15 protein-coding genes and 1 tRNA gene are annotated in these 14,168 nt (G+C 70.1%); 3 read left to right on the top strand and 13 right to left on the bottom strand.

Translation table 11 applies throughout. From position 1 onward, the window contains the following. Positions 1-9 precede the first annotated feature (9 nt). The 3 genes from EGT67_RS15165 to EGT67_RS15155 all read right to left on the bottom strand — a co-directional run bounded on the left by EGT67_RS15165 (position 10) and on the right by EGT67_RS15155 (position 2,370). A complete protein-coding gene (locus EGT67_RS15165; protein ID WP_127916998.1) occupies positions 10-372 on the bottom strand; it encodes a DUF2784 domain-containing protein in 363 nt (120 codons plus the stop codon). A 57-nt stretch (positions 373-429) separates the two neighbouring features. After that, complete coding sequence (locus EGT67_RS15160) at positions 430-825, bottom strand: universal stress protein (protein WP_127916908.1); 396 nt, start codon at positions 823-825, stop codon at positions 430-432. A gap of 102 nt (positions 826-927) precedes the next feature. Then, positions 928-2,370, bottom strand: coding sequence for an SDR family NAD(P)-dependent oxidoreductase (locus EGT67_RS15155; RefSeq protein ID WP_421958136.1), 1,443 nt, complete (start codon positions 2,368-2,370; stop codon positions 928-930). A gap of 220 nt (positions 2,371-2,590) precedes the next feature. Here EGT67_RS15155 and EGT67_RS15150 point away from each other — a divergent pair, with 220 nt between their 5' ends. Further along, positions 2,591-3,814 carry a S8 family serine peptidase gene (locus EGT67_RS15150; RefSeq protein WP_127916906.1) on the top strand — a complete coding sequence of 408 codons (1,224 nt, stop codon included), beginning with the start codon at positions 2,591-2,593 and terminating at the stop codon, positions 3,812-3,814. Between the two features lie 72 nt (positions 3,815-3,886). On the opposite strand, the gene EGT67_RS15145 is transcribed toward EGT67_RS15150, so the two are convergent. After that, positions 3,887-3,972: transfer RNA gene (locus EGT67_RS15145), tRNA-Leu, on the bottom strand. A 208-nt stretch (positions 3,973-4,180) separates the two neighbouring features. Here EGT67_RS15145 and EGT67_RS15140 point away from each other — a divergent pair. Next, the gene (locus EGT67_RS15140) at positions 4,181-5,536 is read left to right on the top strand and encodes a M20/M25/M40 family metallo-hydrolase (protein WP_127916997.1); all 1,356 of its coding nucleotides are present in this window, start codon (positions 4,181-4,183) and stop codon (positions 5,534-5,536) included. A 20-nt stretch (positions 5,537-5,556) separates the two neighbouring features. Then, positions 5,557-6,087 carry a YbhB/YbcL family Raf kinase inhibitor-like protein gene (locus tag EGT67_RS15135; RefSeq protein WP_127916905.1) on the top strand — a complete coding sequence of 177 codons (531 nt, stop codon included), beginning with the start codon at positions 5,557-5,559 and terminating at the stop codon, positions 6,085-6,087. Between the two features lie 97 nt (positions 6,088-6,184). On the opposite strand, the gene EGT67_RS15130 is transcribed toward EGT67_RS15135, so the two are convergent. The 9 genes from EGT67_RS15130 to EGT67_RS15090 all read right to left on the bottom strand — a co-directional run bounded on the left by EGT67_RS15130 (position 6,185) and on the right by EGT67_RS15090 (position 13,975). Beyond that, positions 6,185-6,751 carry a hypothetical protein gene (locus EGT67_RS15130; RefSeq protein ID WP_127916904.1) on the bottom strand — a complete coding sequence of 189 codons (567 nt, stop codon included), beginning with the start codon at positions 6,749-6,751 and terminating at the stop codon, positions 6,185-6,187. Between the two features lie 130 nt (positions 6,752-6,881). After that, entirely contained in the window at positions 6,882-7,955 is a 1,074-nt protein-coding gene (locus EGT67_RS15125) for a quinone-dependent dihydroorotate dehydrogenase (protein WP_127916903.1), read from the bottom strand. Between the two features lie 8 nt (positions 7,956-7,963). Next, positions 7,964-8,203 (bottom strand): DUF5703 family protein, encoded by a 240-nt coding sequence (locus EGT67_RS15120; protein ID WP_127916902.1) that lies wholly within the window; start codon positions 8,201-8,203, stop codon positions 7,964-7,966. Positions 8,204-8,209: 6 nt separating this feature from the next. Then, positions 8,210-9,211 carry a YncE family protein gene (locus EGT67_RS15115; protein ID WP_127916901.1) on the bottom strand — a complete coding sequence of 334 codons (1,002 nt, stop codon included), beginning with the start codon at positions 9,209-9,211 and terminating at the stop codon, positions 8,210-8,212. A gap of 105 nt (positions 9,212-9,316) precedes the next feature. Further along, positions 9,317-10,183, bottom strand: a complete 867-nt coding sequence (locus EGT67_RS15110; protein WP_127916996.1) for a heme ABC transporter ATP-binding protein — start codon at positions 10,181-10,183, stop codon at positions 9,317-9,319. Continuing rightward, positions 10,183-11,241 carry a FecCD family ABC transporter permease gene (locus EGT67_RS15105; protein WP_127916900.1) on the bottom strand — a complete coding sequence of 353 codons (1,059 nt, stop codon included), beginning with the start codon at positions 11,239-11,241 and terminating at the stop codon, positions 10,183-10,185. Before EGT67_RS15105 ends, EGT67_RS15110 begins: the two co-directional genes overlap by 1 nt. Then, the gene (locus EGT67_RS15100) at positions 11,238-12,254 is read right to left on the bottom strand and encodes a heme/hemin ABC transporter substrate-binding protein (RefSeq protein WP_127916899.1); all 1,017 of its coding nucleotides are present in this window, start codon (positions 12,252-12,254) and stop codon (positions 11,238-11,240) included. The genes EGT67_RS15105 and EGT67_RS15100 overlap by 4 nt, the downstream gene beginning before the upstream one ends. Next, positions 12,251-12,922, bottom strand: a complete 672-nt coding sequence (locus EGT67_RS15095) for a biliverdin-producing heme oxygenase (protein ID WP_127916898.1) — start codon at positions 12,920-12,922, stop codon at positions 12,251-12,253. The genes EGT67_RS15100 and EGT67_RS15095 overlap by 4 nt, the downstream gene beginning before the upstream one ends. 117 nt (positions 12,923-13,039) lie before the next feature. Then, on the bottom strand, positions 13,040-13,975 hold the full coding sequence (locus EGT67_RS15090) for an aldo/keto reductase (protein WP_127916897.1): 936 nt from the start codon (positions 13,973-13,975) through the stop codon (positions 13,040-13,042). Positions 13,976-14,168 lie beyond the last annotated feature (193 nt).

Raw genomic sequence — 14,168 nt, 5'->3', positions numbered from 1 at the left:
CGACGGAAGTCACACCGCGGCACCGCGCCGCGAGCGGGTCCGCAGGTACGCGTACCCGGCCCAGGACACGACGACGCACGCCGCGACGAGCGCACGCACGAGGTTGAGGGCGTGCTCCGGATACACGACACCGGTGAGGTAGTGGGCGATGAAGCCGGTCGACGGCAGCCGTGGCTCGCCCCCGCGTTCCCGGGCCCAGTTCTCCACGTACGTCAGCGGGCAGTCGAAGCCGAGCAGAACGGTGCTGAAGCCCCAGGTGACCGCGACGACGTGCAACCAGATGGTGCGCCTCCAGCGCCAGGCCAGGAACCCCCCGGCCACGACGTAGCCGAGGAACGCCAGGTGGACGACCACGGTGGCGTCCGCCAACATCCGGTACAGCACGCCGACACCTCCCGCCGTCGGGACGTGGCCTCAACCGATTTCAGGTTAACGCGGTTCCTTGACCACCAGAACGGGCACGTCGACCTCGAGCAGCAGACGCTGCAGCGATCGTTCGAGCAGGAACTTGCCGACCGGAGTCATCCGGCGGCTGCCGACGACCAACAGTCCGGCCCCGCAGCCGCCGACGAGGTCGACGAGCGCACCGACACGGTCACCGCTGTGCTCGGCGGTGCGCAACTCCCACGACGATCCGACGACACCGTCCTCGTCCAGCACCGCCGTGACGGCGGCACGCGTCGACTCCGACTCGGCCACCGCCGCCGCGTCGTCGACGATCTGCAGCACGAGGAGTTGCTCCCGGCGCTGCATCGCCTCACGGGCGGCGTGCACCACCGCATTGCGGCCCTCGGGACTGTCGCTGTATGCAACGGCGATGGCCATGGGGCCTCCTGGACGGTCGACGACAGGTGCGCTCGTCCAGTATCCCCGGTCCGGCACGGAATCCGGGTGTGGCACACGTCCCTTCCCGGCTGTGACCTGGGTCTACCAGGGGGACGGTTCGTAGTCCTTGAGGAAGCAGCCGTGCAGGTCGACGCCCGCCTCGCCCTGCACGATCGGGTCGTACACGCGGGCCGCACCGTCGACGAGGTCGAGCGGGGCGTGGAAGCCCTCGTCGGCCAACCGCAGCTTGGTGTAGTGCGGCCGTTCGTCGGTGATCCACCCGGTGTCGACGGCGGTCATGAGGATGCCGTCCTCGAGCATCTCCTTGGCGCTGGTGCGGGTTAGCATGTTCAGCGCGGCCTTCGCCATGTTGGTGTGCGGGTGGCCGGGCCCCTTGTAGGCGCGGCTGAACTGCCCCTCCATCGCCGAGACGTTCACCACGTACTTGCGCCGGGCCGCCGCGGCGGCCATCGCGGGACGCAGGCGCGAGACGAGGATGAACGGTGCCACCGAGTTGCACAGCTGCACCTCGAGCAGTTCGATCGGGTCGACCTCCTCGACGGTCTGCACCCAGCTGTTGGTGTGCGCCAGGTCGGGCAGCAGGCCGCCCGCGTCGATCGCCACACCCTGCTCGATGCGGGCCGGCGTCGCCGACCCCGCGATCAGCGCGAGCGAGCTGACCTCGTCGGCCGACAGGTTCGTCGACGCCGTCAACGCCGCCGTGGACAGCGACCCCGCGAGCGCCGCCGGGTGCGCCTCGCTGGTCTTGCCGAACGTCACGACGTCGGGCAGTTCGCCGGCCGGCAGCGGGCCCGACTCGGCGTCCGCCAGTGCGCTGTACGCGCCGGGGGAGCGCCGGACGGTCTGCGCGGCGTTGTTGATGAGGATGTCGAGCGGGCCTTGCGCCGCAACGGAATCGGCGAGCGCCACGACCTGCGCGGGATCGCGCAGGTCGATGCCGACCACGCGGAGGCGGTGGATCCAGTCGGCGCTGTCCTCCATGGCCTTGAACCGGCGGATGGCGTCGTTCGGGAAGCGGGTGGTGATGGTCAGGTGCGCGCCGTCGCGGAGCAGTCGCAGCGCGATGTACATGCCGATCTTGGCGCGGCCACCGGTCAGCAGGGCGCGTCGGCCGGTGAGGTCGGTGCGCTGATCCCGCTTGGCGTGGCTGCGGGCCGCGCACTCCGGGCACAACTGGTGATAGAACGCGTCCACGTGCGTGTAGCGCTGCTTGCAGATGTAGCACGGCCGCGGGCGGATGAGGGTGCCCGCGGTGGCGCCGACGGCGTTGGACGTCAGGGCAATCCCCGCGGTCTCGTCGTCGATCCGGTCGGGCGATCCCGTCGCGGTGGCCGCGACGACCGCGCGATCGGCCTCGGAGATCGCGTCACGCGTCTCGTTGCGCCGCCGGCGCTTGAGCTTCTTGAACAGGTTGCCGACGGCCCGCTGCAACGCGACGGAATCCGGGTGGTCGGAGTCGAGCGCGGATGCCTCCGACAGCACCCGCAGGCAGACGTCGAGGTCGGCGGGGTCGATACCCGTCATCGGTTGTGCCATCGGTGGGTAACTCAGTCCTGATCTCGTGCGGGTACCCGACCCGGAGGATCGGGTCGACGCCCGATTCTACCGAGTGCCCGAACCAGGACTTTCGGGCGCCGTACGGGTGACACGGCGTGCAGGCGAGAGGAGCATTTGTAGTACCAGGGGGAGTGCCCCCGGGGGCAGTTCCCCGCTCGAGAAATGACACTCGAGGAGGGTGAGGACAATGAACGAGTCGAAAGGGTCCTCCGGCCAACCCGGCTTGGACGCCACCGGCAGCGCGCTCAGGGGCAGCGCCGTCGGCACTTTCGAAATGTTGCACGCGGAGTCGGTGGTGCCGGTCGAACCTCCGCTGCAGAAGGAAGGGCCGTTCCTTCCGGAACTGACCGAGGTGGACCTGCTGGTGCGGGCGCCGCAGGCCCGCCGCGACTTCAACGTCTCGGGATCCGGCGTGACGGTGGCGGTGCTCGACACCGGGCTGCGGACCACACACGTCGACTTCGCGGGGCGGGTCCTTCCGGGCCGGAACTTCACCGCCGACTACGGCGGCGATCCCGCGGAGGTCTCGGACGGGCACGGCCACGGCACGAGCGTGACCGGGATCGCGGCCGCGGGCCGCATCCACACCGGCGTCGCACCGAGCACGCGGATCGTGCCGCTCAAGGTGCTCGCGAACGACGGCACCGGGCGCTTCGCCGATGTCCGGGACGCGCTGGACTGGGTGCTCGATCACAGGGCGTCGCTGGGGATTTCGGCCCTGTGTCTGGCGACGGGAGCCGCCGACAACCGGACGACGGACACCGACATGCCCGGCGACGCGATCGGTGCGCTGCTGCAGGAGTTGACCGACGACGGCGTGTGCTGCTGCGTGGCCGCCGGCAACGACTACTACGCGCACGGCGGCACGCAGGGAATGTGCTATCCGGCGATCTTCCGTCAGACGATCAGCGTCGGGGCCGTGTACGACGCGGACGAGGGCAGCTTCCGGTATCGCGACGGCGCGAAGGCGTTCGCGTCGGATTCCGATCGGCTGACACCGTTCACGCAGCGGTTGCACCGCACCGTGGGCGGACCGTGCGCGACCGACGCCTTCGCGCCGGGCGCGCCGATCACGTCGGCCGGCATCCTCAACGACACCGGCGAGTCGATCCAGTACGGCGCCAGCCAGGCGACACCGGTGGTGCTGGGTGTGGTGGCGCTGCTGCAGTCGTTCTACCTGCGGACGACCGGTCACCTGCCCGGGGTGGTCGACGTCAAGCGGTGGCTGATGCGAGGTTCCACGGTCGTCTACGACGGCGCCGACGACCACGACAACGTCAGGCACACCGAACTGACCTTCCCGCGTGTGAGCGCGCTGGGGTCGCTGTTGGTGTGCGCGAAGGATCTCGCGGTGCGGGAACTGACGAAGGCCGACCGCGCCGGACTCAGGACGGAGGCGATGCACCACTGATGTCGAACACGCGGAACGAGAAGACCCCGGCTCCTGAGGAACCGGGGTCTTCTCGTCTGTCTCAACTCAGAGTGTCCGAGGGGGGACTTGAACCCCCACGTCCGTTAATAGGACACTAGCACCTCAAGCTAGCGCGTCTGCCATTCCGCCACTCGGACTCGTTGTTTTCCCGCCTGTTCGCGGGGCCTTCAGTTGTTTTTCGTTTGCCCCCGTTCTCCGGGTGCCTGGAAAGATTATCCGATATTGCGCCAGGTCCAAAATCGGCTGGTCAGAGGGTGTTTTTGCGGCATATCTGCGTGCTTGTCGCATCGCGTGCGGTGAGTCTGGCGGTGGTAGGAAAGGGGAGTGGGAGCAAATGAAGAAGCAGTGACGTCGGATCGGTCGTCGGAACGGTCCCCGAGTCGCGCCGAATCCGAGGTCGTCGACCTCGTCAGTTCGCTGATCCGGTTCGACACGTCGAACACCGGTGAACTCGAGACGACCAAGGGGGAGCGGGAGTGCGCCCTCTGGGTGCAGGCGAGGCTCGAGGAGGTCGGCTACGAGACCGAGTACGTCGAATCCGGCGCACCGGGCCGCGGCAACGTGTTCGCGCGCCTGCGGGGTGCGGACCCCGCGCGGGGGACGCTGATGATGCACGGCCACCTCGACGTCGTCCCGGCCGAACCGGCCGACTGGAGCGTGCACCCGTTCTCGGGAGCCGTCGAGGACGGCTACGTGTGGGGGCGCGGCGCGGTCGACATGAAGGACATGTGCGGGATGATGCTGGCGCTCGCCCGCCAGTTCAAGGCCGAGGGCACGGTGCCCCCGCGCGACATCCTGTTCGCGTTCGTCGCGGACGAGGAGGCCGGCGGCAAGTGGGGCTGCCAGTGGCTCGTCGACCACCGGCCCGACCTGTTCGAGGGTGTCACCGAGGCGGTCGGCGAGGTCGGCGGCTTCTCGCTGACCGTCCCGCGCGCGGACGGCACGGAGAAGCGCCTGTATCTCGTCGAGACGGCCGAGAAGGGCCTCGGGTGGATGCGGCTGACCGCGAAGGCCACCGCGGGGCACGGGTCGTTCCTGCACGAGGACAACGCGGTGACGATCCTCGCCGACGCGGTGTCCCGGCTCGGCAACCACACGTTCCCGCTCGTGATGTCGGACTCGGTCGCCGAGTTCCTCACCGTCCTGGCGGAGGAGACCGGGGTCGAGTTCGACCCGAACTCCCCGGACATCGACGGCACGCTCGCGAAGCTGGGCAGCATCGCCCGCATCATCGGCGCCACCCTCCGCGACACCGCGAACCCGACGATGCTCAAGGCCGGCTACAAGGCCAACGTCATCCCGCAGACCGCCGAGGCCGTCTTCGACTGCCGGGTGCTGCCCGGGCGGCAGGCCGCGTTCGAGCGGGAGGTGGACGAACTCATCGGGCCGCACGTGACCCGCGAGTGGATCACCAAGCTCGACTCGTACGAGACGACGTTCGACGGTGACCTCGTGGATGCGATGAACGACGCGATCCTCGCGCACGACCCGAACGGGCGCACCGTGCCCTACATGCTCTCGGCGGGAACCGACGCAAAGGCATTCGCGCGGTTGGGGATTCGCTGCTTCGGGTTCGCCCCGCTGCGGCTGCCGCCGGATCTCGACTTCGCGGCGCTGTTCCACGGCGTCGACGAACGGGTACCCGTCGACGCGTTGCGCTTCGGGACCCGCGTGATGGAACACTTCCTGCTACACAGCTGATCGCGAAAGAGGGAGATCTCATGGCTCACAACCCGTACGACGGACTGCCCGACCTGCCGTCCTTCACACTGACGTCCGACGACGTCACCGACGGTGCGCCGCTGAAGAACGATCAGGTCAGCGGGATCTTCGGCGCCGGGGGACGCGACGTCTCGCCGCAGCTGTCGTGGTCCGGCTTCCCGCCCGAGACGAAGAGCTTCGCCGTCACGATGTTCGACCCGGACGCGCCGACGGCGTCGGGCTTCTGGCACTGGGCGGTCGCCAACATCCCCGTCAGCACCACCTCGCTGGCGGCGGACGCGGGCGACGAGAACGGTTCCGGTCTGCCCGCCGGTGCCGTCACCCTCGAGAACGACGGCGACCTCGCCCGGTACCTGGGCGCCTGCCCGCCGAAGGGGCACGGTCCGCACCGCTACATGTTCGCGGTACACGCGGTCGACGTCGACCACCTCGACATCACGCCGGACTCGAAGCCCGCGTTCCTCGGCTTCAACCTGTTCTCGCACGCCATCGCGCGTGCCGTGATCACCGGCACCTACGAGCAGAAGTAGGCCGCCGGAAGGTCGGGATCCGACGCTGCGGGCTGTTGCTGCGCCATCGCCCGAGTGGCGGTCGCAGCAACAGCCCGCGGCGGCGGGTCGACAACTGTCATGCAATGGTGACAGGCCCGGTCGTCCCCGTCACCGTCCACTGCCCGTCGACGTCGTCGAGAACGTAGGTGAGCCCGATACCGCAGTCGAAGCCACACCACAGTCCGGCACCGACCTGGACCGTTCCGTCGTCCTGATACGCAGGTGCGGCGAGTCCGACGATGACACCGCCGGGGTCGCCCTCGACCGCCCCGCCTCGTTCGATGATGCGTTGCTGCTCCGGGGCCGTGATGAATTCGACCGTGGTGATCGGCTCGGACTGCGCGGCGATCTCCTTCTTGACCTCGGAGTCCAGCTGCGGTCCGTCGGCGGCGATGAACAGTTCCGAACTGCGTGACGCGGGACTGTCGACGATGTGGACCGACGGGGGCGGCGCCGGCGCCCCGGCATGCGGGTTGTCGACGCGAAGGAGTTGCTGGAGCGCCGCCGAATAGATTTGTGACTGTTCACTCGGCGCCGTCGCGTCCAAGGTCGGGGCAGTCCGGTCGGCGCCAGTGTCGTCGCTCGCGCAGCCGGCCAATGCGATAGCGACGGCGATGGACGTGGTTGCCACCCGGATCCTCATTGCTCGCACGCTATCGATGTGAGGGTGCGGTGTCCGGATGATCCGGAAATCTCCGTTCGAGGAGAGGCAGGGCGCAGACACGACGAGGGCCCGCCACGAATCGTGGCGGGCCCTCGTCGTCGGTGCTGCTCTACGTCCGCGCGCCCGCGCCGACGGCGTCGGCGATCGACCGGAAACCGGCCTCGCGGACCTTGCGGGCCAGGCCCTTGTGCAGCTTCTTGGCGTAGAACGGGCCGCCGTAGATGAACCCGGTGTAGCCCTGCACCAGGGTCGCGCCCGCGAGGATGCGCTCCCAGGCCTGGTCGACGGTCTCGATGCCGCCCACCGAGATCAGCACCAGCTTGTCGCCGACGCGCGCGTGCAGGCGCCGCAGCACCTCGAGCGAGCGGGCAGCGACCGGCGCGCCGGACAGGCCGCCGGCGCCGATCTCGTCGATGCGGGACTGCGGGGTGTGCAGGCCGGTGCGGCCGATCGTCGTGTTGGTGGCGACGATGCCGGCCAGGCCCAGTTCGAGCGCGAGATCGGCGACGGCGTCGACGTCCTCGTCCGACAGGTCCGGCGCGATCTTCACCAGGACCGGGGTGTCCGTGACGGTCTCCAGCACGGCCTGCAGCAGTGGCCGCAGCGACTCGACGGCCTGCAGGTCGCGCAGACCGGGGGTGTTCGGGGAGCTGACGTTGACGACGAGGAAGTCGGCCAGCGGCCCGAGCAGGCGTGCGCTCGCGGTGTAGTCCGCGGGCGCCTCCTCCGCGGGGACGATCTTGGTCTTGCCGATGTTGGCGCCGATCGGCACGTCACCGCGCCGGTGCCGCAGGTAGTTCGCCGCGTTCCCGGCGCCGTGGTTGTTGAAGCCCATCCGGTTGATCAGCGCGCGGTCGTCGGGGAGCCGGAACAGGCGCGGCGCGGGGTTGCCGGGTTGCGCCTGCGCGGTCACGGTGCCGACCTCGGCGAATCCGAAGCCCAGCGGACCCCACGTGTCCACGCCGGTGGCGTCCTTGTCGAATCCGGCGGCCAGGCCGACCGGCGCCGGGAAGTCCACCCCGAACGCGCGGGTACGCAGCACCGGGTCGTCGACCACGAGCGTCTTCGCGACGAGCGCGCGGATCGGCGCGAACCGGGTGACCAGTCGCATCGCGGCGAACGCCAGGTGGTGGATGCGCTCCGGGGGCACCCGGAACATCAGACGCAGTAGCAGGTAGTACACGAATCTCCCTAGATTCCAGGTGCGGGAACGTGATGGGTGGTCTTGCGGCGGCGGAGCAGGATCCGACGGCTGCCGTCGGTGTAGAGACGCACGCGCGAAAGCTCCCAGCCACCGAACTCGGCTTGCAGGGCCAGTCGCATCGACGCGCTGACGCGGGTCACGTCACGGGGCAGACTCAGCGGCAGGTACTCGAACTCCTCGGAGTCCGTCTCCCACCCGCGGGGTAGTCCACGACGACGACGTGACACGGCGGCTCACCCCGCGGCCAGCGGGATCCGCTGCAGGCCGTCCCCGGTCGCGGACCCGACCAGGAGGGCGCCGCCGGCGGTGTCGACGGTGACGGAGTTGGGCTGGCGGACGGTGTCGTAGCGGGCCGTCTCGACGGGGATGCCGGTGGAGATGTCGTAGCCGATCACGGTGTTCTTCTCGGTGGCCGTCACCCACACCAGGTCGGTGCGATCGTCGTAGGCGACGCCGTACGGGGCGCCCGCGATCGGGTAGCGCTGCCGCATGATCAGCGGATCGGTGGTGAAGACCAGCAGTTCGTCGCCGGTCGTGTCGGTGACGAGGATCCGGCCGTACTCGTCGGTGATGAGTTGCGTCGCGCCCTCACCCGCCCGCAGCGCCATCGCCAGCGACGAGTCGTCGAGGTCGATCTGCGTGAGCGAGGTCTGCCGGCGATCGAGTGCGCTCAGGTCGCCCTTCGTCAGGGCCAGCGCGTCCACCGACGCCAGACCGGAGATCGTCTCGGACACCGCGCCGTCGGCGCCGACGACCAGGATCTTGCCGCTCGCCAGCCCCACCGCGAGCCTGCCGTCGGGCAGGAACAGGGCGGAGCGGGCGTCGCCGTCGACGGTGACCGACGACTTCTCGCCCGAGGCCGCGTCGACGATCTGCACGCGGCCGTCCATCGGGAGCAGGACGCGCCCCTCGGAGGCCACGCCGATCTGCGCGGCGCGGCCGTCGAGCGTGACGTCGCGCGGTTCCGTGCCGCCCTCCGCCTGCAGCAGCAGGTGGGTGCCGCCGTCGGTGAGGATCGCGGTGGTCTTCGAGACCGGGTCGAACGCGAGTGCGTCGATCGAGCGGCCGAGGCTCTGGACCGTGCCCGCCGGCGTGGCGCCGGCGGGGGACACCGCCGCCGTGGCGGGCTCGATGGTCTGGAGGTTGTCGCCGTTCTTCTCCGACGAGCACCCGGCGAGTAACAGCAGCGCGGCCCCGATCGCGGTGGCGGTGATGCGCGGTGCGGGTACTCGCATGGATGTGCTCCTCGGGTGGTGCCGGTGTGCTGCTCGCCCTCTAGCATCCATGATCGACCGGACCGGCCGGAATCCGAGTCACCCCGCACGTGAGGCGCGCGACACTCATCGTCCGGTGTCGGCCGGGTCGTCCCGCCGCGGCTGGACGAGGGTGGCGCCCGACCGCGGGTGCGCGAACACCTCGACCGGATGCCCGTACACGCGGCTCAGCAACTCCTCCGTGAGTACCTCGGCGGGCGGCCCGTCGGCGGCGGCGCGGCCGTTCTCGAGGATGCAGATCCGGTCCGCGTACGCGGCGGCCAGCCCCAGATCGTGCAGCACGACGACCACCGCGGCACCGTCAGCCGCCCGGTTGCGGGCGATCCGCATCACGGCTTCCTGGTGGCCCAGGTCGAGAGCCGCGGTCGGCTCGTCCAGCAGCACCGTCTCGGTGGACTGGGCGAGCACGCGGGCGAGCGCCACACGTGCACGCTCGCCGCCCGAGAGGACACTGAACGGGCGGTCGGCGAGATGCCGGACGTCACAGACGTCCAGGCAGTGGTCGATCAGCTTGTCGTCGTCGGCGGACCGCGGGGTCCGCTGCCACGGCGCCCGGCCCATCCGGACGACCTGCCGGGCGGTGAACGAGAACCCGACGGTGTGCTGCTGGGGCAGCACCGCGCGCCGGCGCGACATCTCGCTGTGGGACCAGTCCGACAGCGGCTTCCCGTCGAGTTCGACGACGCCCGAGGCGACCGGCTGATCACCCGACAGGGCCGCCAGCAGCGTCGACTTGCCGGCACCGTTGGGGCCCACGAGCGCGAGCACCTCGCCCGAGTGGACCATGAGGCTGACGTGATCGAGCACCGTCCGGCCGCCGCGTTCGACGCTGATGTCGTTGGCGCGCATGGTCACCACACCGCTGTCGGTGCGGGCGGGCACGTCGTCGGCGCGGCCGAACAGGCTCCGCGAGCGGTCGAGCAGTGACGCCATCACGCCCACCCTCCCTGACTCGAGCGTGTGCGGCGCAGCAGCCAGAAGAAGAACGGCCCGCCGACGAGCGAGGTGAGCATGCCCAGGGGAAGATCGGCGTTGGGCACCAGGGTGCGGGCACCGAGGTCGGCCGCCAGCAGCACGACCGCGCCACCGAGGACACTGGCCGGCAGCAGCAGGCGGTGGCCGGGGCCGACGAGCATCCGCATCACATGCGGGACGACGAGACCCACGAACAGGATGATGCCGGTGAACGCGACGCTCGACGACACCAGGACGGCGACGATGACGATCGCGATCAGGCGCAGCTTCTCGACGTCCACACCGAGATGCCGGGCGGCGCTCTCGCCGAGCGCCAGCAGGTCCAGCTTCGGTGCGATCAGCATCGACGCGGCGATGCCCGCGATCGCCATCGGCGCGACGATCGCCACGGCGTTCCAGGTGGCGCCGTTGAGGCTGCCCAACTGCCAGAACACGATCTGGTCGCGGGCCGCGGGGCTCGCGACGAACGTGAAGAACGCGATCAGACCGCCCGCGAACGCGTTGATCGCGACGCCGGTCAGCACCAACGTGACCACCTCGGTGCGCCCTTCCGAGCGCGCGAGGAGGTAGACCATGGTGGTCGTGATCAGCCCGGCGACGAACGCTGCGCCCGCCACCGCCGGCCCGGCGGTGAACGCGCCACCGACGACGATGGCCGCACTGGCACCCACCGCGGCGCCGGCGGACACGCCGATCACGCCGGGCTCGGCGAGCGGGTTGGAGAACACGCCCTGGAGCAGCGCGCCCGCGCAGCCGAGCGCCGCACCCACCAGGATCGCGAGGACGACCCGGGGGAAGCGCACCTGCCACAGCGTCACCTCGCCGCTCGGGTGCGACGGCATCGGTCCGATGTCGAGTCCGATGCGGTGCAGGACGCTGCCGAGCACCTCCGCCGGACTGGTCGGAACCTGCCCGATGCACGCGGAGGCCAGGGCGAGGACGGCCAGCAGGACGGCCAGGCCGATGATGACGGTCCCGGCGCGCACCCGCGGGCGGGACGTGACGACTGTGCTCATTCCGCGCCGGGGTGGTAGATCGCGTCGGCCAGGGCAGCGAGGACCTCACCGGTGTTCGGGCCGAAGCTCAGCAGCGTGCTGTCGGACATGTCGACGACGCGCCTGTTCTGTCCGGCCGGAGTCTGCGCGATGCCCGGCACCTTCCGGAGGCCGTCGACGCCGCCGATGGACTGCAGACCGTTGGTCATCATCAGTAGGACGTCCGGCGCCGCGGCGATCATGGCCTCGCTGGTGATCGGCACGAACTCGCTGGTGAGGCCGGACGCGGTGCCGGCGTCGGTCGCCCCGAGGGCCTCGATCAGCGAATCCGCCCCCGATCCGGGTCCGGCGAGCATCGTGATCGACGGCCCGCGCATGTAGAGGAACGCGATCTTCAGCTTGTCGCCGTCCTGCGGGACGGACGCCTTCGCGTCGGCGATCTCCTTCTCGGTGCGCGCAACGAGTTGCTCGCCCTCGGCGGGCACACCGAGCGCCTGCGCTACCGCGGTGAGCTGGCCGGGCAGACCCTCGAGGGTGCGTTCGGGATCGAAGTACACGACAGGGATCCCGGCGGCGCGCAACTGGTCCTGCACCGACTTGGGGCCGATGCTGGTGTCGGTGAGCACCACGGTGGGGGCGAGGTTGAGGATCGCCTCGGCGCTCAGCGCCTGGCCGCCCGGCGTGATGTTCGGGATGTCCTTCGCGGCGGGGAACGACGACGCGGTGTCCCGGCCGACGATGTTGTCGCCGAGACCGAGCGCGAACACCGTCTGGGTGAGCGTCCCGTAGCGGTCCGCGGTCACGATGCGGCTGACGTCCGTGACCGTCACGTCGGCGCCGTCGAAGCTGCGCACCGTGATCGGCAACTGGGGCGTCGGATTGTTCGTGACCGGACGCGGATCGGGGTCCGCGACGACGGCGGTGGTCTGACCGCGCTGTTCGGTGTCGCCCGTCGTCACCGAAGTGCACGCCGCGAGCGACAGCGCCGCCAGGACCGCAGTCCCGGCGGCGACGAGTCGAGAGAAGGATTTCATTTCACAAGGTAACGATCGATGTCGGCTTCGAGGTCGGCGAACAGTCCACCGTTGAGTCCGTAGGCCAGGTTCACCTCGGCGATGAACCGCGCCTGCTCCTCGGCGTCGAGCGGGGCCTGGTCCAGCTTGGCCCGGTACTCGTCCTTGAAAACCTTCGGCTTGGCGATCTCGTCGAAGATGTAGAACCGCAGTCCGTCCACCTCGTAGCCGTACGCGCGCTCGAGCATGCGACGGATGATCTGGCCACCCGAGAGGTCGCCCATGTAGCGCAGGTAGTGGTGCGCGACGAAGTCGGCCGGCGAGTCGAACGCGACCTCCTCGAGGCGCGCGACGTACCGGGCGGTGGCCGGCGTGGCGACCACTTCGTCGCGCCACTGCGGGCCGAGGAGGAACTCGAGGTCGGCGGCCAGCGAGGGCAGCCGAATCAGTTCCGCGGCGATGAACGGTGCGGCCAGGGCGTTCTCGGCGTGGGCTTCACCGGCGCGCTCGAGCGCCTCGTAGACGAGGTACGTCTGCGCCAGGAGGGCGGCGTAGCCTTCCTTGGTGAGCTTGCCGGCGAGGAGATCGCCGACGAAGCGGGACTGCTCGGTCGCGCGGTGCGCGGCGTCGGTCTCGGCCTTGATGCGCTCGGCGAACCCGGCGTCGGTTCCCTGATCGAGCACGTCCATGTGATCTCCTCCACGATGATTTTCGTCGAACACGATGGCTGCGAGGTTAGCCTATCCTCTCCACCGTTGTCGTTGCTAATCACCGCAAATCAACCGAAAGTTGGACGCGCGATCGACTCAGGCGCTGACGTCGTCGAGCGCGGCCGCGATCGCCGGCGGAAGTTCCAGGTCCTCGGCCGACAGCACGCCCGTCAGCTGGGCCAGATCGCGCGCGCCGACCACGGCACTCGCGACACCGGGCCGATCGCGGGCCCACGCCAGCGCGACGGCGAGCGGCGACGTGCCCAGTCCGTCGGCCGCGGTGAGGACGGCGTCGACCACGCGCACCGACGTCTCGGTGAGGTAGCTGCGGACCTCGGTCGCGTGCGTGTCGTCGGCGCCCCGGGAGTCGGCCGGGATGCCGTCGCGGTACTTGCCGGTCAGCACACCGCCGGCGAGGGGGACGGCGGCGAACACGCCGATGCCGTGATGGGCGGCGGCGGGCAGCAGTTCCTCCTCGACGCCCCGCGCCAGCAGCGAGTACTCGGCCTGCGTCGCCACCAGCCGACCCGGGCCCTGGTTGGCAGCCGCGGTCGCCAACTGCCACCCCAGGTATCCGCGGGCGCCGGTGTAGCGGACGCGGCCGCTGCTCACGGCGTAGTCGAGGGTCGCGGCGATCTCGTCGACGGGGGTCAGCGGATCCCAGGTCGCGACCTGCCACATGTCGAGGTGGTCGGTGCCGAGTTCGCGCAGTGTCGAATCGAGTTGGGCCAGCAGCCCGCGGCGGGAGCAGTCGACCCGCTGCCCCGACGGGGCGGCCGAGTTGATCCCGGCGCTGCCGCCGAGGATGAGGTAGTCGCGCGGCACGACGTCGTCGAGCAGTTCCGCGAGGATGCGCTGGGCCTTCCCGTCGCCGTAGGCGGGGGAGGTGTCGACGAGCGTGCCGCCCGCGTCGACGAACGCCGACAGCTGTGCGGCGGCCTCGTCCCCGTCGGTGTCCCGCCCCCAGTGCAGGGTGCCCAGACCGAGCCTCGACACCCGCAGCCCGCTCGTTCCCACCGCTCTGTATTCCATAACCGCCCACGTCTCGACACCGGATGTTTTCGTTGGTGAACTGCGTCCACCGCGAAGAACACTAGTGGTGCGCACGGCGCGCCGAGAACAGCCACGCCGGGTACCGTCTGTCCGGTGAAACTTGGACCACACGTGTGTATTCCGGATGCCCCCAACCTCATCCGCCGTTCCACCCCCGCACCGAGTGGCCCGG

This window comes from Prescottella agglutinans (genome assembly GCF_004011865.1).
In the GTDB taxonomy this organism is placed as follows: Bacteria; Actinomycetota; Actinomycetes; order Mycobacteriales; family Mycobacteriaceae; genus Prescottella; species Prescottella agglutinans.
The sequence above is the reverse complement of the archived record's forward strand: the minus strand, read 5'-3'. Positions and strand labels throughout refer to the sequence as shown.